Raw genomic sequence first — 20,299 nt, 5'->3', positions numbered from 1 at the left:
TTAAAAGGAGTTTTTTCTATGTTTTCCCGTTCTTTGGCGCTAACGCTATTTGCCCTGTTGCTTGCGGTTGGCGTACCTTCCGCCTTTGCCAAGCCTTTAACCTTTAAGGTGGAAGGCACCAGCAAGGATCTGGTTTCTTTTAAGTCGGATGCCCCGGTGGAGGTGATTAATGGCGATACCCATGCCGTTAAGGGCGATATTAAGCTGGATGACAGCTTTCAATTTGACACCAAACACCCTTTTAACATTAACTTTACGGTGGATCTGGCCAGTATAGATACCGGCATTCCCCTTCGCAACGAGCATATGCGGGATAACTTTTTGGAAACCAGCCAGTTTCCCAAGGCTACCTTTGTTACCAAAAGCGTTAAGTTACTGAAAAAGCCGGACCTGTCCAAGGCCCAAACCGTTAAGCTGGATGCCACTGGTGATTTTACGGTTCATGGCGTTACGGTTCGTAAAACCATTCCCTTAACCGTGGATTACGCCCCAGGAGCCAACAAGCAGCCGGATCACATTCGGGTGCGTGGGAAATTTCCGGTAACCTTGGCCCAGCACAACATTAAACGCCCGGAAGCGCTTTTTGTAAAACTGGCGGACACGGTTTTTGTAACCGTGGATATGACCGGTAAAGCGATTTAACCCATCCATTCAATAAAACCACAACTTAAAGCGGGCTGAATGGCAATTAACCATTGCATTCAGTCCGTTTTAATCGTTAAAGGCAATCTCAAGGCCATAACTGCTAAAAAACAGCCCTTGCCGCCAAGCGATCAGACGCTCCCCCGATAGATACAAACTTAGAATCCGAAATAATGGCCCAGTACAAAGGAAAACACATAGAAAGCGCCTGCGGTGTAAGCGGTTATTTTATTCAAGGCCGCTTCAGCGCCTTTCTGGCTGGAAAAAATTTGGGAGGTTCCGCCCATGCCGCCAATGCCATCGCCTTTGGGAGAGTGGATCATAACCAATACAATGAGCAGCACCGCAGACAGGATTTGCATAATTTGTAGAAAAAGACGGATAAAAGGGATTAAACTGTCCATGGCCAAAGTGTCCTTGCTTGCATCAGAGTGACCTTATTTAATCATAACCCTTGGCCCGCGTGAAGGCTTTCTGTACAATATCAATACAAAGAGGAAGATCCCCATGCCTTTCATCACGCTCGTTTTCAACCGAAATCTGGTTTTGACATCATTGCTCGCTGTGCTATTAACGGGCATTGGTTTGGGAGGGACGGCTGGGGTCACCGGCTCTGCCTATGCGGAAAAGTACCAAAGTCGCTTGAACAACCTTTTATTGAGAAAAAATGATGTGTATTTGCCCAATCGCCTTACTTTGGGGCAGGAGGCTCGCTTTATCGTGAAGGCGCAGCCGGGCAGTTTGGTTAAATTGTTTATTTCCGCCCAGGGTCAAGGCAAAATATTGCCCAACGATGTGGTTTTACGGGTAGGCGATGACGCGCAGGAACTGAGCGGCACTGTGCCTGAAAACGGTGTGCTGGAACTGAGAATGGATGTGCCTAAGGACCCGAATCTGGAAGGGCAGTTGGTGTATGTGGATGCGGTGTCCGGGACTTCTGAGGAAGACCTGAGGCCCATTGATTTGGTGGATTCCACCGGTCGGCGAACCGATGAAAACGCTTTGCCCATGATGGCGCAAGTGATGGGCGGCAGTGGTCCTTCTGTAATGCCAGCCATGCCCGGTGTTTCGCCGCAAGTGTTTAACCAGTTAACCACCATGGGCAATATCTACTCCCAAGGCGATAAAGAGAAGAAAGATTTGCTGGATAACGGCACCATTAACCGGGATCGGGATGTTGATCGCAATCCCTTCATTAACCGGGGCTTGCAGCAGGGTATTGGCGGCGGACGCTAATTAGCCAGCCGGAATCACGCCTTAATCAGGCCGCTGGCATTGCCGTGGGAAGCGGCTGATTCATCCGAATTTCCCGGAATGGATTGGCGGTTGCGGTTGCAGGCACTGGGGGCATGGTCAGCCCGTAAATTGGAGTGGGCAAAAACGCTTGGGCGTTGGGGGGGGCGTAAGGGGCAAAATTGCTTGCCGCTGGCGCTGGCCCTGTTAAACCCGGCAACGTCGCACTGTAAGGGCTGACGCCAGCGGGCTGGGCCTGCTCGGGGTCCATGGGCATGGGGCTGGCTTCACGGGCCAGTAGCTTGAAATTGACTTGATCCTGTTGATCGGGGATCAGGTAGCCTGCGTTGGCTTGAATTTGCTGGTTGATTCGGCGGGCCAGATTGACCGGCAAACCCGCATGGTGAATGGTGGGTATTAAGTCTCTGGCGCTTTTTACCACGGGGGCCGCAATGTTATCGTCACTGTCGGCCACCACAAACTTGAGCTGGTTGTCTTGCGGATCGGTATAGGCCCCGGTAATGGTAATTTCGTGTCCGGCCACAATGGCCCCGGTGTCATCGGTGTCTGTGGTGCCAATAATTACAGGCTCGTTCATGCGTAAGGCTTCTAAAATGTCCTGAGTGGTTTGTTCAAAGGGGCGGTTGTACCCAAAAAGGTAGGAGTTGTTCTCTTCGCCGGGGGCAGGGTTGGCTTTGTTGTTAACGGCCTGATAAGTGACCGATTGCACCCCGCCATTGTCCTTAATAATGGCTTCCATCAGGGTTTTTTCTGCCTCAGTGAGTCCTTTGCTGGTTTCACCGGGCACGTCAGCATCTCGCAAATCGCTGGCCGGATCATAGGAGTGGGTAACCAGATAGGTAATGGCCGATTGATAGGCGGCCCCAATGGCATTGCGAAACGGCCCGTTGGCAGGCAGGTTTTGGCTGGCCGTTGCCCTTACCACCCCAGCGGGTGGATTTTCAACCTTCACGGTGACTTCACCGGGGCCGGAAACATAATAGGGAATTTGGTGTTCTTGCAAAATTTGCAGTGCTTGGGCCGGGTTATCCGGGGAAATTTCCGTAAATTTCGCTTTCTCAAAAAAAGCGTTCATGGGGCTGGTTAATTCGTTAATGTGGCGAGCAAATCCGGCGGGTTCTTTATCCGCCATATAGTACATGACGCTGGAGGCCACGCAGGTGGCGCTATTGTCCACGTTTAAGTCTTCAAAACTCAGGGGCTGGATGGGAGGCGGCACCTGTCTGCCGCTCAGGCCGGGATTGCTGCGAACGGCCATCAGTTTTTTGGCCTCTTGCGGGCCAACCGGGGCAAAACGCTGCGAAATGCTGTAAGGCTGGCTTAAAACCTGCACAGTTTCTTTCAAAATGGTTCGGTTGTTAAATCCCGCCGCCCGAGGGGTGGTGAGAATGCCATACAAATGATACAGGCCGGAGTGGCCGTCATCCGATTTTCCCTGAGTAATCACCCCTTTGTTCAGCAGGGTTTGGAACTGTCGTTGCGTACCCGGATCTAAAGCCCGCATGATTTGACTGGCCATTTTGATGGCTTGCACAGGTCCCTCAGGCACGTTGGCTGCCTTCAGGCTTTGGTACTGTTGCGGGTGGAGGGTTAAGGCGTTCAGTCTGTCCTGCTGGGTTTCCACCAAGGCGGGTTTACACTGTTGTTGTCTGAATAAATCAAACTGAATGCCTTCTGTTTGCAAAGGCTGGGGGGCTTGAATCGCTTGGGGGTAAGGGACGGGCAGGGTATTAAACAGGAGCGGCTGAGGGTAGACCAAAGCCGGTTGCGGTGTTGCCGCTCCCAATGGTGGAAGCGACTGGTTGAGCCTGAACGCAGGCTGTCCATAGGCTAGGCCTGTGCCTTGCATGGGCATGGGTGGGTATGGATAGGCTGGGGGTCTGCCCTGAATACTCATACGGTTTGCCCGACTCCTGGAGGTTAAGCGTCCAATTTGAATGTGAGATTCTGAGCTATAAAAACCACTCAAGTGGGAATGTTGTTAGCAATCCAAGGTTTTTATCGGCCATTCTCAATCGGGTCTTAATCAAGGCTCGTTTTTGGCCTGTTCCACCAGGGTGTGAATGGCTTCCTCAATCTTGTGGGTCATGCTGTCCATGTCGCCATCGCATGGAATCATCTTTCCTATCCGCACTTCAAGATGTATTTTTCCGTTGCGCTCCACCTGGGCCAAACCCAAAGGCAGCACAGGCACTTTGGCGCTGCACGAAAAATAGGCCACCCCACGTTTGGCTTGCCCCACTTCTTCGGTTTTAGAGCGAGTGCCTTCTGGAAAAATGCCCAAGGCCCATTTTCCGGTTTTTAATACTTTTAAGGCCGATTTAAAGCTGGATAACTCCATTTTGTCCCGGTTAACGGCAATGGAAGACATGCCCCAGTTGTACAGTCGAAGCCAAAAGCGCTCGTACAGTTCTATCTTGGCCAAATAGGCAATGGGCTGGTAATCTAGCGCCAGTGATACCAGCGAAGGGTCCAGTAAAGAGATATGGTTACAAGCCACTACATAGCTGTGGAAGCCTTTGGGCTTATTTTCCCGTCCTTTAATCCGCAGTTTGTACTTGCATAAAAAATAGGCTTCCATGGTACGGATGCAAAGCCACTGGTAGAACATATGCGGCCAGGTTAGCTGGCTGTCCGAAATTTGGCTGTAATTCCACTTGGGGTTAAACATGTTGGCTCCCGGCGTCAAATTTGACAAAGAAACAAATTGAAAATTAGAGAAAAATAAAAAATGAAGTTCAAAAAAGCGTCTATTCTGTATAAAATCGCTGAAAAGGATGATAACACGGACAAAGGGGCTTTTTTTAAGGCTGGCAAACGGTATGATAGTGTTACCATGTCCAATTTTTTCCGCTATGCCACCCCCCCGGATACTTACCAACGGCGATTTTTAGAGGCTGTCTCTAACCGCCAGCATTTGATTGCCAGCTTTCCGCTGGGCCATCCGGTGGTTTCTCTCTACGCATTGGCAGGCATGATGGGAAATGGCATGGTGGTGGCAGTATGTCCAAGTGGCCGTCAAATTCGCCGAAATCTGGAATACTTTAAATCCGCCGGGTTTCGTTTCCCCGATGTGGCGTTTCTGGATGGTACCCAAATGCCGCATGAAGAGCGCTCTGTACAAAAAGAAATTAACCATAACCGGGTCAAGCTGCTTTACATTACCCCGGATCGCTTTGTGAGCCTAACCTTTCTGGAAGTGTTGGTGCATACCCCCATTAATTTTATGGTGGTGGAGGAGGCGGATCGCTTGCTGCCCTCTACGCCGGGACATGCCCATTACCGGCGTTTTTATGAAGAAGGGCTGTTGCAACTGCGTCAATTGCCGCCTATGGCCTTGCTGATTCCCCCCCTACCCCCCGCTCGCTTTCGAGAGTTGAGTGAACGTTTGGAACTGCCCAGTTATCAGTCCATTCAATGCCCGCCTTTGGTGGAGGGTGTGGAACTGCAAGTGCTGCGGTTGTTGACCGAGCATCAGAAATTTATGGCGCTCACCGATAAACTGTCGGGCAGCCCCGGTAAGGGGAAGCTGGGTAAACTGGATGGAGCAGGGGCCACCCTGATTCAAACGGCCTATCCGGCTCAGGCCGAAAAATTGGGTGCCTCGCTGCTGGATTACGGCTTTGATTCTGTGTGGATTACCCACTTTAAAAAAACGCCTAAAGAGCAGGCCCAGATTCTGGAAATGGCCAATACCCGCTTAAATGCCATTGTGGTCAACGCCGGATCCGATACCCGGTATTGGTCTCCGTCCCCCGAATCGAATCCCCGGCTGGTTTTCTGGACACCGCCAGCCAGTGTTGAAGACGTGTTTATGCAGGTATTTCGTCAAACGCAGTCCATGCAGGCCGCTTATGGCCAGCAGCATGTAATGAAAGGCCTGATTTTTCACACCAAGGAAGATTACCAGGCCAGCTTGAAACGACTGCGATACAGTCGGGCTTTGGATGAGGCGGAAGTACAAAGTAAAAGCCATGCCCTAAAGCATTACCGGCATTGGGCTTTATCCGAAAATTGTCGGTTGCAAAGTTTGGCCGCTTATTACCAGGGGGCTAGTGTGATTGAACTGCCACCCTGTAGGGTTTGCGATCGCTGTCAGGCCAATCAGGGCAAGGCCGTGGCCAGTGAGCCGGTTTTCCGTAAACTGATAAAGCACTGGATTTTTTAGGGTTTAAAGCGGTTGAAAAATAACGCACGCTCCTCTGGGTGCAGGAGATTTCCAGTTCTATTTTGTTTATATACAAACTAGAACTTTATAATGGAGGAGTAGTACAAGGAAGTGAGTGGTGGTCTAAGCGACTGATGGATATTACTTCAATCATTGGACTGGCCCTGGGGATGGCAGCCGTATTTGGCGGGGCCGTACTGGAAGGTTTGCCCCTTTCCGCCATTGTACAGCCCACTGCCTTTATTATTGTGTTTGGGGGCATGTTAGGGGCCATTCTATTGCAATCGCCCCAAGTGGATTTGGTGAACGCCGTGAAGGATTTGCCCATTATTTTTATGGGCGTGAAAGAAAAGCCGGGTGAAGTTTCTGAGCTGATTGTGAATATGGCTTTAAAAGCCCGAAAAGAAGGCATTTTGGCCTTGCAGGCTGAAATTGGCTCCATTGAAGATCCTTTTTTGAAAAAAGGCTTGGAGCTAATGACCGATGGCACCGATCCCCAACTGTTGCGGGAATTGCTGGAAACCGAGCTGAGCCATTATGAGGAATCGGTGACCCATGCCTCTAAAGTATGGGAAGGTTGCGGGGCTTATGCGCCGACGGTTGGTATTATCGGGGCGGTATTGGGCCTTATTCACGTTATGCAGAATTTAAACGATCCCAGCAAACTGGGCGGTGGTATTGCCGTTGCCTTCGTAGCGACCGTGTACGGGGTGGCCGGAGCCAACCTGCTGTTTATTCCATTGGGCGGAAAGCTCAAAGGCAACCGCCGTCAAACCATTATGACCCGAGCCATGATGCTGGAGGGGATTCTTTCCATTCAGGCCGGAGAAAGCCCCAGTTTTATTTCCGAGAAACTGAAAGTGTTTATGCACGGACACGATGGGGGCCATAAAAAGGACCCCGGCCCTGAAGCATAGGCCCGCAGGCTGAAAAGGACAGGTTTTAATTCGGCATGGCCAGAAAGCATAAACATCCTGAGCATGAGAACCTGGAGCGGTGGCTGGTTTCCTACGCTGACTTTATGACCTTGCTGTTCGCCACGTTTACCGCTTTATACGCGATGGCCCAAACGGATGCCGCCAAGTTAAAAGATGTGAGTACGGCCATTCGGGAAGGCTTTGAAGAAAAAAGCATTATGAATGGCATTAATAGCGTCCTGCAGGGCAAAAGCGCTCCTAGCCGAAATCCTGATCCGCTGAGCCAGGAAAAAGGGGCGGGACCGGGAGTGATTGGTCGCTTTGATAGCATGACCTACCAGCCGGGTGAGGTGAAATCCACCCAGAAGCTGGTGGATGATTTGACCAGTGATTTAAAAAGCGCAAACCATGAAATTAAAAGCCTGGCGGTGGGTGGGGGTGGAAGCAAGGATGGCCCCAACGCTGAGGCAGGACAAGGCAAAGGGGCAGGGGCGGCTCAACAAGCCGGTTCTGGCGGTGGTGCCGAAGCGGGTGATGTTCCGGTGCGGCAAGTGGAAGTTTCGGTGCAGGAGCGTGGGATTCGCATCAGTTTTGATAGCCGGTTGCTATTTGGAGCAGGAGAATCCACCTTACAGCCTTATGCCTACAAGTTTTTAGACAAAGTGGCCGCCCGCCTGAAAAAATTTGATAACCGCCGCATTCACGTGGAAGGCCACTCTGATAATCAGCCCATTGCCACCGGGCAATTTCCTTCAAACTGGGAGCTTTCTTGCGCCCGTTCCAGTAGCGTGGTGCGCTTCTTTGCGGGGCGCCATCAGTTAAATCCCGCCGCGTTGGTGGCGGTGGGTTATGGCGATACTCAGCCCATTTCCAATAACGCAACCGCGGAAGGTCGGGCCAGAAACCGTAGGGTGGATATTATTGTCTACAACGAAAAAATGAGCGCGGTTTTAAACCCCCGAGTGCAATTTTTGATGGAGCAATCCATTGTTAAAAGCGTTTCAGACGGGCCGGATCAGCCCAGAACCGTATTGCCCGTGTTACCGGAAAAACGGCCCGATCAACCCGCCGATGGGCCGGTGAAGGTGATTATTAAGGAAAAGGACGGCACTGAAAAAGTGTTGATTCCCAAAACCAGAGCGGTCATGCCCAAAGATTTGTCATTGCCTGTTCAGGAGGAGTCTCTTCCCGCTAAAAAGCACACTTAAAAACCCGTTGAATGCGCTTTTAATGTGCGCCTAATGCATGTCTGCTCTCTCAAAAAACGGGAAAAGCCCCTGGTCGCAAAACAGCAGATCCAGAGGCTTTTCAGATATTTAAATCAAATCCACTTCAATTCGCTACTCTCAATCCTCCAGTGTTTCCAATCTTGTGTGTTCCTGATTTTATTAAAGAGTCGCCTCTCCTTTGCATTGGGGTTTGTAAAGTGACTGATTGTAAGCGTCTGTGCTGCCTCCTGTCAGTGACTTCTCAAAATAAACGAATAAGACCTCCGCTGGTTGGGATGGGCCTCGTGTCAGCTGGTGCGCTGCCGAAACAAGTCACTCATTTCACGCAAAATGATCGAATGACCTACCTTTCTTTTAGGTGTGAGTAGTTATTTGCGCTTTTACTTCAACGTGTTCCTTGCTCTATAGAAATAAAAACAGGCGGGCGTCTTGAATTGTCTGATTGTTTAGTAAAAAAACAATTTACAAAGCGCTGAGTAAAAAACAATTTACACGAGCGAATAGCAAACGATTGGGGTGAATCTGATTAGTTTTTTGCTTTTTTCTGAAGGCGGTTGTAGTTTTTGGCAAATCCCTGAGAGTTCATAAGGCCCGGACTGAGGCTAATGGCCTTTTGGTAAGCGTTTTTTGCTTCCGGCCATTTTTTCAGTTTTTCATAGGTATCGCCTAGCCGCAGGTACACGTTATCCCACTGCTGATAAATGCGGGCCGCCTCCAGATATTTTAAAACGGCGCTTTGATAGTCCTTCTCGTTAAAGGCCATATTGCCTTCATTGGCCTTTTGAGTGGCCAGGGCTTGCTTGGACTGAATGCGCTTGATGCCCGCCTGATAGTCCGCATCGGCTTTGAGCTGGTAGGCCCGTTGGTAAAACACTTTGGAAAACTGCAACTCCTGAACCAGCAAAAGCCGGTCGGCCAATTGGGCATACTCGCTTTCCGATAAGCCGTCCACTGGTTCCAGCCGTTCAGCGGTTTTGGCAAAGTCTCCTAGTATAAAGGCCGCTTCTCCGGCAATGGCGTCATCATTACCAGCAGACAACCGACTTAAGCTCCCACGAACGGTTTCGCTGAGTTCTTCCTGCTGGGCAATCTGAATTTTAAGCCGGTCCAGCTGGCGTTTCAGATCGCCCGGATTCTGGCGCAACGCCGCTTCAACCCGCTGTAAATCCTCGCCCGCTTCTTTACTCATCAACTCGGGATGATAAAAATGATGGAGGTAATGCAGGCCACTGATTGCGCTTAGGCCTTCATCCACGGTTTCCGGGTGGTCGGGCTGAATGGTGAGCAGTCGCCGCCATTGCTGCAAGGCCAGCTCAATTTTTTCCAGCCGGGTATTCTGGCGGGCGCTGGCATACAAGTCGTTTAACACATCCGGCTTTAGGGCCAGCGCTTTCTGAAAAGCGTGAAGGCTTTGGGTGGGTTGATTGGCAGCCTCATACAACTCGCCCAGCTTCAGCCAAACCTGGGGTTCCCGTGGGGTGTAAACGGTTAACGATTCATAGTATTGAATGGCGTTCCGGGTTTCGCCCAGTTTCTCAAACTGGGTAGCCAAAAAATAATCCCGCTCGGGCAGGCGTCCATAATCCAGTTGTTCGGACTTCAGGCCGTATTTTACGGCTTCCACCGGTTGATTGGCGATGCCCAGTAATTGGGCGGTAAGAAAGTAATTGGCCGAATCCAGCGGGGCCAGTTCTGTGGCATGAAAAATGGTGTCTTTGGCCCGCCTGAGATCTTTAACCTTAATATAAAAGCGGGTGAGGCCCTGAAAGGCCGGAATAAATGAGGGATTTTCTCGCAAAGCGGTTTGTAGATATTGTTCTGCGGTAATCAGGTCGTTTTTCTGAAGATTCCAATCGGCGGCGTAAGTCAGCACCAACGGATTGTTTTTATCCAGAGTCAACGCCTGCCTGAAATGCTCGTCGGCCAGTGCCTGATAATCTCGGCTATTGTCGGCCACTTTGCCGGTGGGAGAATTTTGCCACAGCTGGAACAAGCGACCCAGTGTGGCTGCTGTTTCCGCGGAGTTGGGGTGTTGGGCCAGCGTATTTTCTAAAATGCGTTTGGCTTTGTCGTACTCAAAGCGGCGAATGGCGATATTGGCCAAGGCCAGTTCCGCATCCAAGTCACGAGGGTGTGTTTTGAGATAGGCCTGATAAACGGCCATGGCGGAATCCGCACGCCCATTCTGAAGCAGCTGGGCGGCTTTGTCCAATACCGGGTCGCTGTAAACGGGGGCGATTATGGCCCAGTTTAGCCAGCCGCACAACAGAAGGCTGAAGGCTGGGGCGCTAACTAAAAAAGGAATAGTGCTTAGCCTGTTGGCGAAAAATGATGGTATCATCAGTATGTTCCAGATTCGGTCATTAAACTTTGACTTGTTCCACAGTTTATTTTTAAATGATACTGGTTTCTGGATGGTAAATCAGCCGATCGGGCCAAATTTCTTATCAGTCATTGTCTGAGCCAAGCCCCATAACCCTCTCATCTGAGCGCTTTGCCCAACAGCCAAGTATTGAATGTACCATTAGAGAAGACAAACGAGACAAGGCTATGCATTTAACCGGATATTCCATGTTGCTCCTGCTCCTCTTGTTGGCGGCCATTACGCCTTTTTTAATGATGGGCATTTCACAAATTGTACAGGTTAAATACCCCACCCGCTTGAAGGACACCACTTACGAATCTGGTATGGCTCCTTTTGGCGATTCCCACATCCAGTTTGATGTTAAATTCTACATGTACGCCCTGCTTTTCATCCTGTTTGATATTGAAACTGTCTTTCTGTTTCCCTGGGCGGTGGCTTTTGATCGACTGGTGCAGTCTCTGGGCTTGTTCCCCATTATTGAAATGTTTATTTTTATCGGAATCCTGATGCTGGGCCTCGTCTACGCTTGGAAGCGTGACGCACTCAGGTGGCAGTAAGAAGGATGGAGGTCAATCTACTATGACATTGACAGAAACCGTAGTAAGTGGCATTCAGGATATGCTGGAAAGTTCTGGCATTCTGGTCACCACTATCGACACCGTTTACAACTGGGCGCGTTCCAACTCGGTTTGGCCCATGACCTTTGCCACCTCTTGTTGTGGTATTGAGATGATGACCGTGGGCGCTTCCAATCACGATATCTCCCGGTTTGGCTCTGAAGTGTTTCGGGCCACCCCTCGTCAGTCGGATTTGATTATTACCGCAGGCACCATTACCCATAAAATGGCGCCCGCTCTGGTTCGTTTGTATGAGCAAATGCCAGAGCCCAAGTACGTGATTGCCATGGGTGCTTGCACCGTGACCGGCGGTATGTATGAGAATGATTCTTATTCCGTGGTTCGAGGCGTGGATCGATTGATTCCGGTGAACGTGTACGTGCCGGGATGCCCGCCACGTCCAGAAGCCTTGCTGGATGCCCTCATTCAGTTGCAAAAGCAAATTCGCACCGAGTCCATTGTGGATCGTAAAAAACGTGCCGCCGAGCATGTGCCCCGGGTCGAAATCGGGCCGGGTGAAGTCTTGTTGCCGAAGTCCGGGCAGCCCAACGTGAAGTGGGGTGTTCAAAAATACGCGTATCCTATGGATGAGCTGCAATCGGAAGGCAAAATACCGTTAGTCAGAGGAAATGTGAAGTACCGCCATGAGCGAAGAGCAGAAAGAGAACAGCAAAAAGCCGGTAGCTAGCGCACCTGCTGAGGCTTCAACGTCCCCCAAGCCTGCCGCTCCGGCAGAGGCTGAGCCCGCGCCTATTCCTGCGGGTGAAATGGGTCAGCTCCTCGAGAAATCTAAAATCCCGGTAAAGCACTTGGGCAATGATGCTTGCGGGGCCGAAATGATTGATGTGGCTTGTGCCGATTTGCTTCGGGCAGCTGAAATGATTCGAGATCAAGGTCAGTTTGATATGCTCTTGTCTTGTGCTGGTGTGGATTGGAAAGATCGATTGGAGTCGGTTTATCATCTGTATTCCACCAAAACCGCCAAGACGCTGGCCCTCAAAGTCACCGCCGAAAATGAGCATTCTCCCAGCTTAATGCCCATTTGGCACGCTGCCGATTGGCATGAGCGTGAGTCTTATGACTTGTTGGGCATTCAGTATGACGGACATACCAACCTCACTCGTATTCTCATGCCCAACGATTGGCTGGGGCATCCCCTTCGCAAGGATTATAAAGTAGACGACCCTCGCCTGGTCTGGAATGAACGGTAAGGACGACTGACATTATGACGATTTCAGAAATTCCAGGAGTGCATACCGAAAAGGGTCTGAATACAGAAGACCTGGTCATTAACATTGGCCCTCAGCACCCTAGTACCCACGGTGTATTGCGCTTAATCACCACTTTGAACGGTGAAGTGGTGAAAGACATGGAGCCGGTTATCGGCTACTTGCATCGCAGTAAAGAAAAAATGGCCGAATCTCGCTCTTATTTTCAATACCAGCCCACGCTGGATCGGGTGGAATACCTTTCCTCCTTTTTCGATCACTTTGTGTTTGTGACGGCCATTGAAAAAATCGCCAACCTAAAAGTACCCAAGCGGGTCCATTATATCCGCATGATCACGATGGAATTGAACCGCATTACATCGCATTTACTGTGGTTTGGCACATTTTTGCTGGATTTGGGCGCTACCAGTCCCTTGTTTTACGCCTTCCGGGAGCGGGAGGAGGTCTTCAAGCTGTTTGAAGATTTGACGGGCGCTCGCATGATGTACAATTACTATCGTTTTGGCGGTGTAAACGCCGATTTACCACCGGGCTGGATTGCCCAGTGTCGTGATTTTGTGCGTAAAATGCCCTCCATCATAGATGAGTATGAGTCCATCGTGACCCAAAACCCCATCATTCTGGATCGCACGGTGGGTATTGGCAGAATGGATTTTGAAACTTGCCTGAAATACGGTGTAACCGGGCCTAGCTTGCGGGCAACCGGTGTGCCTCAAGACATGCGGAAAACCAATTCCTATGCCTGCTACGATGAAGTAGAGTTTGATGTTCCGGTGGGCAAGCATGCCGACGTGTACGATCGTTATTTGGTCAGAATGGCTGAAATGCGCGAATCTTGCCGCATTGTAGAGCAGTGTCTGGATAAAATTCCGGGTGGAGATACCCAGAATATTCTCGACAAACAGGCTGAAATTGAGGCCGCTCGCAAAGCCGCTAAAGAAAAAGGCGAAGATCCCAAGGCCATTCCAGATATGGATTTTGACTGGCAGATTCAGGGACAAAAAATCAACCTGATGACATACAAACCCACAGCGGGTGAGGCCTTCAGCGCGTGCGAGTCTCCTCGGGGCATGCTGGGCTGCTATGTAATTAGTGACGGTACGCCCAAGGCTTATCGTATGAAATGGCGAGGCGCCTCTTTTTCCAACTTGTCCGCGTTGCCTGAATTGATGATTGGTAACCTGTATCCTGATTTGATGGCTATCTTTGGTAGCCTGGATGTAATTTTGCCGGAGGTTGATCGCTAAATGTTCCAGACTCCTACCGACTATCCAGCCTGGTTGCCCCAACTTCTGAACTATGTCAGTAATTTGTTGGGCCTGTCCATTAACTGGGCCGATTTTGGCGCCGTGCTGCTAATTTTATGGGCCGTGGTCATCTTTACCCTGATTGCGACCGCTGCCATTACTTCCGTTACTTTTTTGGTTTTGATGGAACGGAAAGTATTGGCCTGGATGACGCAGCGCAAAGGCCCCAACCGGGTTGGCCCCTGGGGTACGCTGCAAACGTTTGCGGATGCTCTGAAGCTGTTGTTCAAAGAAGATATTATGGTCACCGGGCAAGACAAGTTTTTGTTTACCATGGCCCCAGCCATTTTCTTTTTGCCCGCTTTCGTATTTTTTGGGCTGATTCCTTTTACCGATCAGTTGCTGGCGGTTGCGCTGCCCGCAGGTGCCTTGTTTGTATTCGCCATCTCTTCCATTTCAATGGTGGGCGTGGTGCTGGCAGGATGGGCCTCTAACAATAAATACTCATTGCTGGGGGGGATGCGTAGCGCGGCTCAGGCCATTAGCTATGAAATCCCTTTGGTGATGGCCGTTTTGGCGGTGGTTCTGTTTACAGGCTCCATGAATATCAGTCAAATCGTTCAGGCCCAGCAAGGTCCTTTCTGGAACTGGTACGGCTTTTTGCTCACCCCGCTCACTTTGGCTATTTTCTTTATTTCCGCTTTGGCGGAAGTGAACCGGATTCCGTTCGACTTACCAGAAGCCGAAAGCGAACTGGTGAGTGGCTACAACACCGAATATTCCGGTATGAAGTTCGCCTTGTTTTTCTTGGCGGAGTATGCCTCTTTGTTTGCGATGAGTGCCTTTACCACCGCTTTTTTCCTGGGTGGTTATCACAGCCCTACCGGTTTCTTTTTAATGGAGTTGATAACCGGGCAAGGCGTTGCGAATATCACCGGTTTGGCCCAACTGGGTTTGCAGGTTGAAATGTTGTTCTGGTTTATGATCAAAACCTATGCCTTTATTTTTCTGGCCATGTGGATTCGGGGCACCTTACCTCGCCTTAAGCCGGATCAGTTGATGGGCTTTAGCTGGAAATTCCTGATTCCTTTGTCTTTGGTTAACATTTTTGCCATTGCCATTGAAAAATATATAATGTTGCCGGGTGGAAAGCCTGCTCTGCAAAGCTTGCCGCTGTTGAATACCCAGACTCTGGCGCCTTGGTTGGGCTGGGTGGTGGCTGCTGTCTTTATCTTCTGGCTCTTCTTTTTGTTGATGAGCCGACTGCTGAGTGAAAAACTGGAAGCGAGGTTAGCCCGCCGATGAGCGCTAAACATAACGATGTTCAACAAAACCGGGTGGTTGATGGCTTGAAAGCCATCGGACAAGGGATGGCCACTGTTTTTAGTCATTATTTCCGCCCTCCCGTTACGCTGGAATACCCGGAAGTAATGCCCGATCTCAGTACCCGGTTTCACGGGCGGCTTTGTCTGTTAACCAAGTCGGATGGCACGGATCTTTGCGTGGGCTGCCAAGCCTGTGCGCGGGTTTGCCCTTGTAATGACCTGATTCAGATTGAAATGCATCGCGACGTGAATAAAAAGCCCATCATTGATATGTTTACTATTGATATGGGCCGTTGTATTTTTTGCGGCAATTGCACCGAGGTTTGTCCGGTGGATTGCATTAAAATGTTGCCCGATTTTGAGTTGGCCGATTATTCTCGAGAAGCGTTGGTGCTGGATAAGAAAGACCTGACGCTGTCGGGCGAGGACTCTGATGAATGGCGATTGATAAGAGGCCTGGATCCCTTGGTGAAATAAACTGAAGGTTTTTACCTGCGGCGTTTTTTCCCTTAAGATAGACAAGGTAAGCCGCCTTTAAAGCCACCAACTTTAGTTAGTGCTAGAATCAGCAGCCCGTCGGAAGGCAGGGCAAGGGTAGAAGGAAGTAATTACAGATGCTAGATAGCGCAATATTCTGGATATTTGCCGTCGTCTCAATTGTGGCTGCCTTGGGAGCCATCCTGAATCGCAGCAATATTTACGCCGCCTTGTGCCTGATTGCCGTGTTCATGTCGATTGCCGGTTTTTATCTGCTCAATAACGCTGACTTTTTGGCCATTGCCCAAATCATCATTTATGCGGTGGGCCTCACTATTATTATGCTGTTTGCCATTATGTTTACCGGCGATCGGCCTATGCAGGCTAAAAAAGCCAGTCAGGCAGGTAAAGTGGCCTATGGCATCGTGATTGCCTATGTTTTCGCCTTGCTGCTGCGGGCCTCTTTTGTGGCTTCAGGAACGCAGTCGGCTGGCCCCAACCCCGCTTTACAGGCCCGTTTTGCAGCAGAAGGCAGCACCGCCATGCTGGGAGAGTTGCTGTTCAATAAGTACGCACTGCCCTTCGAGTTGGCTTCCATCTTGCTTTTAGCCGCCATGATCGGGGCGATTGTGATTGCCAAAAAGCGTTTTTATGAATCGGATGATGCGTTATTGGGTGAAGTGCGTTTGCCGTTGGATACCAGCAGCGCCCCGCCGGAATCCGCCATTGAAGCCTTAAGAGTGAAGCGCGAGTTTGAGCAAGCTGAGCGTGTAGCAACGCTAAAAGAAGTAGCCTCTGGCCACGGAGCCGATAAAACCGGCTCTCCCCAACCGTAAGTTCTGGAGTGTATTGAAGCAATGCCTGATTTTATAACTCATATCGGATTGACCCATTACATCATTGTGGCCACCCTTTTGTTTACCATTGGACTGGCCGGCGTGTTGACCGGTCGTAACGTGGTTCGGGTGCTGATGTCGGTGGAGTTGATGCTGAGCGCGGTAAACATCAATCTGGTGGCCTTTAACAATTATTCGCAAACTGGCGAAGTTCTACTTGGTCAGGTTTTCGCTATTTTTGTATTAACGGTTTCCGCGGCGGAAGCCAGTGTGGGCCTTGCGATTGTTATTGCCCTTTACCGGGCCCGCGCCACTGCGGATATGGAAGATTTTAACCTGTTGAAATGGTAAGAGCTTGGAGCTGACGACATGGACTGGTTTACAAACATCGAGAATATCTGGGCGGTTCCCCTCTATCCCCTAATCGCTTTTCTGCTCATTGTTGTAATTCGAACTTTTGCACCCAATAGCAAAAAAGAAATCTGCTCGGGCCTAACTATTTTTGGCACTCTTTTGGGGTTGTTGCATACCCTGGGTGCTGTGCAGTGGTTGTTTCAGCAGCCTGCTGACGCTGTGAAAGCGCTGGAGCATAACCTGCTTTGGCTGCAAACAGGCGATTTCAAGTTGTCTCTGGGGTATCTGGTAGATTCCATGTCGGTGATGATGCTTTTTGTGGTCACCTTTATCAGTATCCTGATTCAATGCTATACCCACGGTTATATGAGCCATGACAAAGGGTACGCCAAGTTTTTCGGGTACCTGGCCTTGTTCAACTTTTCCATGTTGGGCCTGGTGCTTAGTACCAATTTGTTCCAGATTTATATTTTTTGGGAACTGGTAGGCGTTAGCAGTTACTTGTTGATTGGTTTCTGGTTCCACAAGCCTTCCGCTGCGGCTGCTTGTATGAAAGCGTTTTTGATGAACCGGGTCGGTGACTTTGGGTTCCTGTTCGGTATTTTAGGCTTACTATTCTTTAGCTTCCCGCTTTGGAATACTTATGTGCTGGGTCATCCTGAAGCCGCCTTTTTATCGTTCAGCGCACTGCCTGCCATTGTTCCACAGATTGAAATGGCCGCTGGGTCTACGGTATTTACCATTATTGCCCTTCTGTTGTTTATGGGGCCTATGGCCAAAAGCGCCCAGTTGCCTTTGCATACCTGGTTACCAGACGCCATGGAAGGGCCTACCCCCATTAGCGCCTTGATTCACGCGGCGACCATGGTTGCGGCCGGTGTCTATCTGGTGGGTCGTGCTTACCCGGTGTTCCAGGCCTCTGAAACGGCCATGTTGTTTGTGACCATTATTGGCACCATGTCTGCCGTGGTTGCCGCTACCATTGCGTTGACCCAGTACGATATTAAAAAAGCACTGGCTTACTCAACCATGTCTCAGCTGGGTTTCATGATTGCCGGTATGGGTGTTGGCGCTTTTACGGCAGGCCTATTCCACCTGTTTACCCATGCCTTCTTCAAAGCCATGCTATTCCTGTGTTCCGGTAGCGTCATTCACGCCTGCGAAGATGAGCAGGACATGCGTAAAATGGGCGGTTTGGCCAAAAAGCTACCCATTACGCACATTGCTTATTTAGTGGGTACTCTGGCCATTTCCGGTTTGTTCTGGACCAGTGGTTTTTGGTCTAAAGATGAAATCCTGCTGGGCGCCAAGGCTTATTCTCCTGCCATTTACTGGAACCTGGCCATTACGGCTGGTTTAACCTCGTTCTACATGTTTCGCACTTATTTCCTCACGTTCTGGGGTAAGTACAGAGGCGAGGCGCATGTCCATCACGAAGACACCGCTATGAAATGGCCTTTGGCCGTGCTGGCTGTTCCTTCTGCCCTGATTGGTGTGGCGATGGCTGGCCTGCAAGATGTAAACTGGCTGCCTGCTTTCGGTTCCTATATTCGTTATGGTGCGCATCACGCAGAAGCCCATGCCCATACCTTCTTGGGTGCCGCTTTCTCCGAGGTGGGTTTGATGTCTTTGGTGATTGGTTTGATTGGCGCGGGTTTAGCCGTTCTTTTCTATGTGGTGGCCCCTGCCATTCCCGAGGCCATTAAGAAAGCGCCTTTCACCTCAGCTGCCTTCAGTTTGTTTTCCAACAAGTGGTACTTCGATGAAATGTATCAGTGCTTCGTCGATCGTATTTACCTGGCCTTTGCCCGTGGATCTGCCGGTTTTGACAAAGGTGGCATTGATGCGCTGGTGAATGGAACCGGTCGTAGTGTCATGGGGGCTGGCTACGCGTTGCGTCAGTTGCAGTCTGGTAAAGTTCAAACTTACATCGCCATCATGTTCTTTTCGGTGGTGAGTTTATCCCTGTTGTTGTTCTACTGGTTGATGTAGAGCGCTTTAAAGGAGCTAATGGTCGTGAATTTTATAACAGAACACTATCTTTCAATTCTGATTTTCCTGCCGGTGTTGCTAATTCTGCCTATTTTGTTGGCCCCTGAAGGAAAAGATGGTCGGAATATCCATATTTTGGGAATTGGAGGCGCAGCCCTTCTGTTTGTTTACTCCTCGTTGGCTTGGATGGGCCTGGTAAACCCCGTTGCAGAAGTCATTCCCTGGATTCCTAGCTTGGGGATTACCTATTCTCTGGGGACCGATGGTTTGACCATGACGCTGGTTTATCTGACCACTTTTTTGTTGCTGATGTCCGCAATTGCCAGTTTCACTTCCATTCATAAGCGTTTAAAGCTGTATTACTCCATGCTGTTTGTGCTTACCACCGCGGTGTTGGGCGTTTTTCTGGCCCGAGATATGTTCCTGTTCTTTTTGTTCTGGGAATTGGAGCTGATTCCTATGTACCTGCTAATCGCTATCTGGGGTGGGCCTAGAAGAGATTATGCATCGGTTAAGTTTGTACTGTACACCTTGTTTGGATCTGTGTTTTTGGTGGCCGGTACTTTGGCCCTCTACTTACACGCTCGCTCTTTACCGGGTGCGGATATGACGACGTTGTTTCAATTCCAGAGCATTCAAAATGCCATTGGGCAAAACCTGCCTCTCACTGCTCAGGTTTTGATTTTTATCGCCCTGTTCACCACTTTTGCGGTGAAGTTGCCGGTGGTTCCGGTGCATACCTGGTTGCCAGACGCTCACGTTGAGGCCCCTACGCCTATTAGTATGATGCTGGCCGGTATTCTATTAAAAATGGGTGCTTACGGCATGCTGAGGTTCGGTTTTGAATTCCTGCCGGATGCCGCCCGTGTGTTGGCCCCTTATATTGCGGTGCTGGCCGTCATTAACATTGTGTACACGGCCGGTGTTGCTTTGGTACAAACTGATTTGAAAAAGTTAATCGCCTACAGTAGTGTGAGCCATATGGGCTTTGTGCTGTTGGGGCTGGCTGCACTGAATGCCATTGGATTTAACGGTGCCGTATTCGTGATGTTCGCTCACGGTTTGGTAAGCGCGGCCTTGTTTATGTGTGTAGGCACCTTGTACAACCGTACGCACACTCGGGCCATTGCCGACTACGGCGGATTTGGTACCCAGACCCCTGTTATTTTCTACTTCTTCCTCTTTATGTCCATGGCCAGCCTGGGGCTTCCCTTGTTGGTTAGCTTTGCCAGTGAGACGCTGGTGTTTTATGGCGCGTTCGTTTCCAAGGCATTTCAAACCATCCCTTTCTTTGGCTCTCAAATCGAGTTGTCTATTCAGGGGTTAACCTTTATCGCCGGTTTGGGTGTGGTGATTGGGGCGGCTTATCTGCTGTGGATGCTGAAGCGAGTCTTCTTTGGCCCTATTCAGGCGCGCTGGACCTCGTTGCCTGACGCCACCAGCAGTGAAGTTTTCGTACTTTTAACTTTAACGCTTCTGGTAATGGCCTTTGGACTTTATCCAAGCTTGATTACCAGTGAGTTCGAGCCGGATGTGACCGCCATTGCTGATAAACATTACGCGGATTTGAACGCCCAAAATGTGGCGCTTCAAAAGCCCACCCTAAAATCCCTGTTGTCCACTCACAGTACAGGAGCCAAGCAGTAA

The 20,299-nt window shown here is 50.1% G+C and carries 19 protein-coding genes; 15 read left to right on the top strand and 4 right to left on the bottom strand.

Features of this window, described 5'->3' with window-relative positions:
• Positions 1-18 precede the first annotated feature (18 nt).
• Entirely contained in the window at positions 19-642 is a 624-nt protein-coding gene (locus ACEW81_RS07355) for a YceI family protein (RefSeq protein WP_373532321.1), read from the top strand.
• A 158-nt stretch (positions 643-800) separates the two neighbouring features.
• Here ACEW81_RS07355 and secG read toward each other — a convergent pair whose 3' ends face one another.
• Positions 801-1,046, bottom strand: a complete 246-nt coding sequence (secG, locus tag ACEW81_RS07350) for a preprotein translocase subunit SecG (RefSeq protein WP_373532320.1) — start codon at positions 1,044-1,046, stop codon at positions 801-803.
• Positions 1,047-1,149: 103 nt separating this feature from the next.
• Between secG and ACEW81_RS07345 the strand changes: the two genes are divergently transcribed.
• On the top strand, positions 1,150-1,878 hold the full coding sequence (locus ACEW81_RS07345) for a hypothetical protein (protein WP_373532319.1): 729 nt from the start codon (positions 1,150-1,152) through the stop codon (positions 1,876-1,878).
• A 25-nt stretch (positions 1,879-1,903) separates the two neighbouring features.
• Here ACEW81_RS07345 and ACEW81_RS07340 read toward each other — a convergent pair whose 3' ends face one another.
• Together ACEW81_RS07340 and ACEW81_RS07335 are read right to left on the bottom strand one after the other, a co-directional pair.
• Complete coding sequence (locus ACEW81_RS07340) at positions 1,904-3,793, bottom strand: hypothetical protein (RefSeq protein ID WP_373532318.1); 1,890 nt, start codon at positions 3,791-3,793, stop codon at positions 1,904-1,906.
• 129 nt (positions 3,794-3,922) lie between these two features.
• Positions 3,923-4,567 carry a lysophospholipid acyltransferase family protein gene (locus ACEW81_RS07335; protein WP_373532317.1) on the bottom strand — a complete coding sequence of 215 codons (645 nt, stop codon included), beginning with the start codon at positions 4,565-4,567 and terminating at the stop codon, positions 3,923-3,925.
• Positions 4,568-4,627: 60 nt separating this feature from the next.
• On the opposite strand from ACEW81_RS07335, the gene ACEW81_RS07330 reads away from it, so the two are divergent.
• The 3 genes from ACEW81_RS07330 (at position 4,628) to ACEW81_RS07320 (ending at position 8,189) form a co-directional block, all read left to right on the top strand.
• Positions 4,628-6,064 carry a DEAD/DEAH box helicase family protein gene (locus ACEW81_RS07330; RefSeq protein WP_373532316.1) on the top strand — a complete coding sequence of 479 codons (1,437 nt, stop codon included), beginning with the start codon at positions 4,628-4,630 and terminating at the stop codon, positions 6,062-6,064.
• A 134-nt stretch (positions 6,065-6,198) separates the two neighbouring features.
• Complete coding sequence (locus ACEW81_RS07325; protein ID WP_373532315.1) at positions 6,199-6,981, top strand: flagellar motor protein; 783 nt, start codon at positions 6,199-6,201, stop codon at positions 6,979-6,981.
• A 35-nt stretch (positions 6,982-7,016) separates the two neighbouring features.
• Positions 7,017-8,189 carry an OmpA family protein gene (locus ACEW81_RS07320; RefSeq protein WP_373532314.1) on the top strand — a complete coding sequence of 391 codons (1,173 nt, stop codon included), beginning with the start codon at positions 7,017-7,019 and terminating at the stop codon, positions 8,187-8,189.
• A gap of 547 nt (positions 8,190-8,736) precedes the next feature.
• On the opposite strand, the gene ACEW81_RS07315 is transcribed toward ACEW81_RS07320, so the two are convergent.
• Entirely contained in the window at positions 8,737-10,551 is a 1,815-nt protein-coding gene (locus ACEW81_RS07315; RefSeq protein ID WP_373532313.1) for a tetratricopeptide repeat protein, read from the bottom strand.
• Positions 10,552-10,760: 209 nt separating this feature from the next.
• On the opposite strand from ACEW81_RS07315, the gene ACEW81_RS07310 reads away from it, so the two are divergent.
• The 10 genes from ACEW81_RS07310 to ACEW81_RS07265 all read left to right on the top strand — a co-directional run bounded on the left by ACEW81_RS07310 (position 10,761) and on the right by ACEW81_RS07265 (position 20,299).
• A complete protein-coding gene (locus ACEW81_RS07310; RefSeq protein ID WP_373532312.1) occupies positions 10,761-11,132 on the top strand; it encodes an NADH-quinone oxidoreductase subunit A in 372 nt (123 codons plus the stop codon).
• Between the two features lie 22 nt (positions 11,133-11,154).
• On the top strand, positions 11,155-11,880 hold the full coding sequence (locus ACEW81_RS07305) for an NADH-quinone oxidoreductase subunit B (protein ID WP_373532311.1): 726 nt from the start codon (positions 11,155-11,157) through the stop codon (positions 11,878-11,880).
• On the top strand, positions 11,837-12,403 hold the full coding sequence (locus ACEW81_RS07300) for an NADH-quinone oxidoreductase subunit C (protein ID WP_373532310.1): 567 nt from the start codon (positions 11,837-11,839) through the stop codon (positions 12,401-12,403). Before ACEW81_RS07305 ends, ACEW81_RS07300 begins: the two co-directional genes overlap by 44 nt.
• A 14-nt stretch (positions 12,404-12,417) precedes the next feature.
• Entirely contained in the window at positions 12,418-13,668 is a 1,251-nt protein-coding gene (locus ACEW81_RS07295; protein ID WP_373532309.1) for an NADH-quinone oxidoreductase subunit D, read from the top strand.
• Entirely contained in the window at positions 13,669-14,973 is a 1,305-nt protein-coding gene (gene nuoH / locus ACEW81_RS07290; RefSeq protein ID WP_373532308.1) for an NADH-quinone oxidoreductase subunit NuoH, read from the top strand.
• Positions 14,970-15,470 carry a NuoI/complex I 23 kDa subunit family protein gene (locus ACEW81_RS07285; RefSeq protein WP_373532307.1) on the top strand — a complete coding sequence of 167 codons (501 nt, stop codon included), beginning with the start codon at positions 14,970-14,972 and terminating at the stop codon, positions 15,468-15,470. Before nuoH ends, ACEW81_RS07285 begins: the two co-directional genes overlap by 4 nt.
• Before the next feature lie 137 nt (positions 15,471-15,607).
• Positions 15,608-16,306, top strand: a complete 699-nt coding sequence (locus ACEW81_RS07280) for an NADH-quinone oxidoreductase subunit J (RefSeq protein WP_373532306.1) — start codon at positions 15,608-15,610, stop codon at positions 16,304-16,306.
• A 21-nt stretch (positions 16,307-16,327) separates the two neighbouring features.
• Positions 16,328-16,657 (top strand): NADH-quinone oxidoreductase subunit NuoK, encoded by a 330-nt coding sequence (nuoK, locus tag ACEW81_RS07275; RefSeq protein ID WP_373532305.1) that lies wholly within the window; start codon positions 16,328-16,330, stop codon positions 16,655-16,657.
• 18 nt (positions 16,658-16,675) lie between these two features.
• Complete coding sequence (gene nuoL / locus ACEW81_RS07270; protein WP_373532304.1) at positions 16,676-18,652, top strand: NADH-quinone oxidoreductase subunit L; 1,977 nt, start codon at positions 16,676-16,678, stop codon at positions 18,650-18,652.
• Positions 18,653-18,676: 24 nt separating this feature from the next.
• A complete protein-coding gene (locus ACEW81_RS07265) occupies positions 18,677-20,299 on the top strand; it encodes a complex I subunit 4 family protein (protein WP_373532303.1) in 1,623 nt (540 codons plus the stop codon).

This window comes from Vampirovibrio sp. (genome assembly GCF_041737375.1).
GTDB lineage: Bacteria > Cyanobacteriota > Vampirovibrionia > Vampirovibrionales > Vampirovibrionaceae > Vampirovibrio.
Note: the sequence above shows the minus strand (reverse complement) of the source record. Positions and strands in the feature narration are given on the sequence as shown.

Excerpts from the sequence above, each read along its gene's own strand:
- ACEW81_RS07355 (WP_373532321.1), top strand. The coding sequence starts at position 19 with ATGTTTTCCCGTTCTTTGGCGCTAACGCTATTTGCCCTGTTGCTTGCG.
- secG (WP_373532320.1), bottom strand. The coding sequence starts at position 1,046 with ATGGACAGTTTAATCCCTTTTATCCGTCTTTTTCTACAAATTATGCAA.
- ACEW81_RS07345 (WP_373532319.1), top strand. The coding sequence starts at position 1,150 with ATGCCTTTCATCACGCTCGTTTTCAACCGAAATCTGGTTTTGACATCA.
- ACEW81_RS07340 (WP_373532318.1), bottom strand. The coding sequence starts at position 3,793 with ATGAGTATTCAGGGCAGACCCCCAGCCTATCCATACCCACCCATGCCC.
- ACEW81_RS07335 (WP_373532317.1), bottom strand. The coding sequence starts at position 4,567 with ATGTTTAACCCCAAGTGGAATTACAGCCAAATTTCGGACAGCCAGCTA.
- ACEW81_RS07330 (WP_373532316.1), top strand. The coding sequence starts at position 4,628 with ATGAAGTTCAAAAAAGCGTCTATTCTGTATAAAATCGCTGAAAAGGAT.
- ACEW81_RS07325 (WP_373532315.1), top strand. The coding sequence starts at position 6,199 with ATGGATATTACTTCAATCATTGGACTGGCCCTGGGGATGGCAGCCGTA.
- ACEW81_RS07320 (WP_373532314.1), top strand. The coding sequence starts at position 7,017 with ATGGCCAGAAAGCATAAACATCCTGAGCATGAGAACCTGGAGCGGTGG.
- ACEW81_RS07315 (WP_373532313.1), bottom strand. The coding sequence starts at position 10,551 with ATGATACCATCATTTTTCGCCAACAGGCTAAGCACTATTCCTTTTTTA.
- ACEW81_RS07310 (WP_373532312.1), top strand. The coding sequence starts at position 10,761 with ATGCATTTAACCGGATATTCCATGTTGCTCCTGCTCCTCTTGTTGGCG.
- ACEW81_RS07305 (WP_373532311.1), top strand. The coding sequence starts at position 11,155 with ATGACATTGACAGAAACCGTAGTAAGTGGCATTCAGGATATGCTGGAA.
- ACEW81_RS07300 (WP_373532310.1), top strand. The coding sequence starts at position 11,837 with ATGAGCGAAGAGCAGAAAGAGAACAGCAAAAAGCCGGTAGCTAGCGCA.
- ACEW81_RS07295 (WP_373532309.1), top strand. The coding sequence starts at position 12,418 with ATGACGATTTCAGAAATTCCAGGAGTGCATACCGAAAAGGGTCTGAAT.
- nuoH (WP_373532308.1), top strand. The coding sequence starts at position 13,669 with ATGTTCCAGACTCCTACCGACTATCCAGCCTGGTTGCCCCAACTTCTG.
- ACEW81_RS07285 (WP_373532307.1), top strand. The coding sequence starts at position 14,970 with ATGAGCGCTAAACATAACGATGTTCAACAAAACCGGGTGGTTGATGGC.
- ACEW81_RS07280 (WP_373532306.1), top strand. The coding sequence starts at position 15,608 with ATGCTAGATAGCGCAATATTCTGGATATTTGCCGTCGTCTCAATTGTG.
- nuoK (WP_373532305.1), top strand. The coding sequence starts at position 16,328 with ATGCCTGATTTTATAACTCATATCGGATTGACCCATTACATCATTGTG.
- nuoL (WP_373532304.1), top strand. The coding sequence starts at position 16,676 with ATGGACTGGTTTACAAACATCGAGAATATCTGGGCGGTTCCCCTCTAT.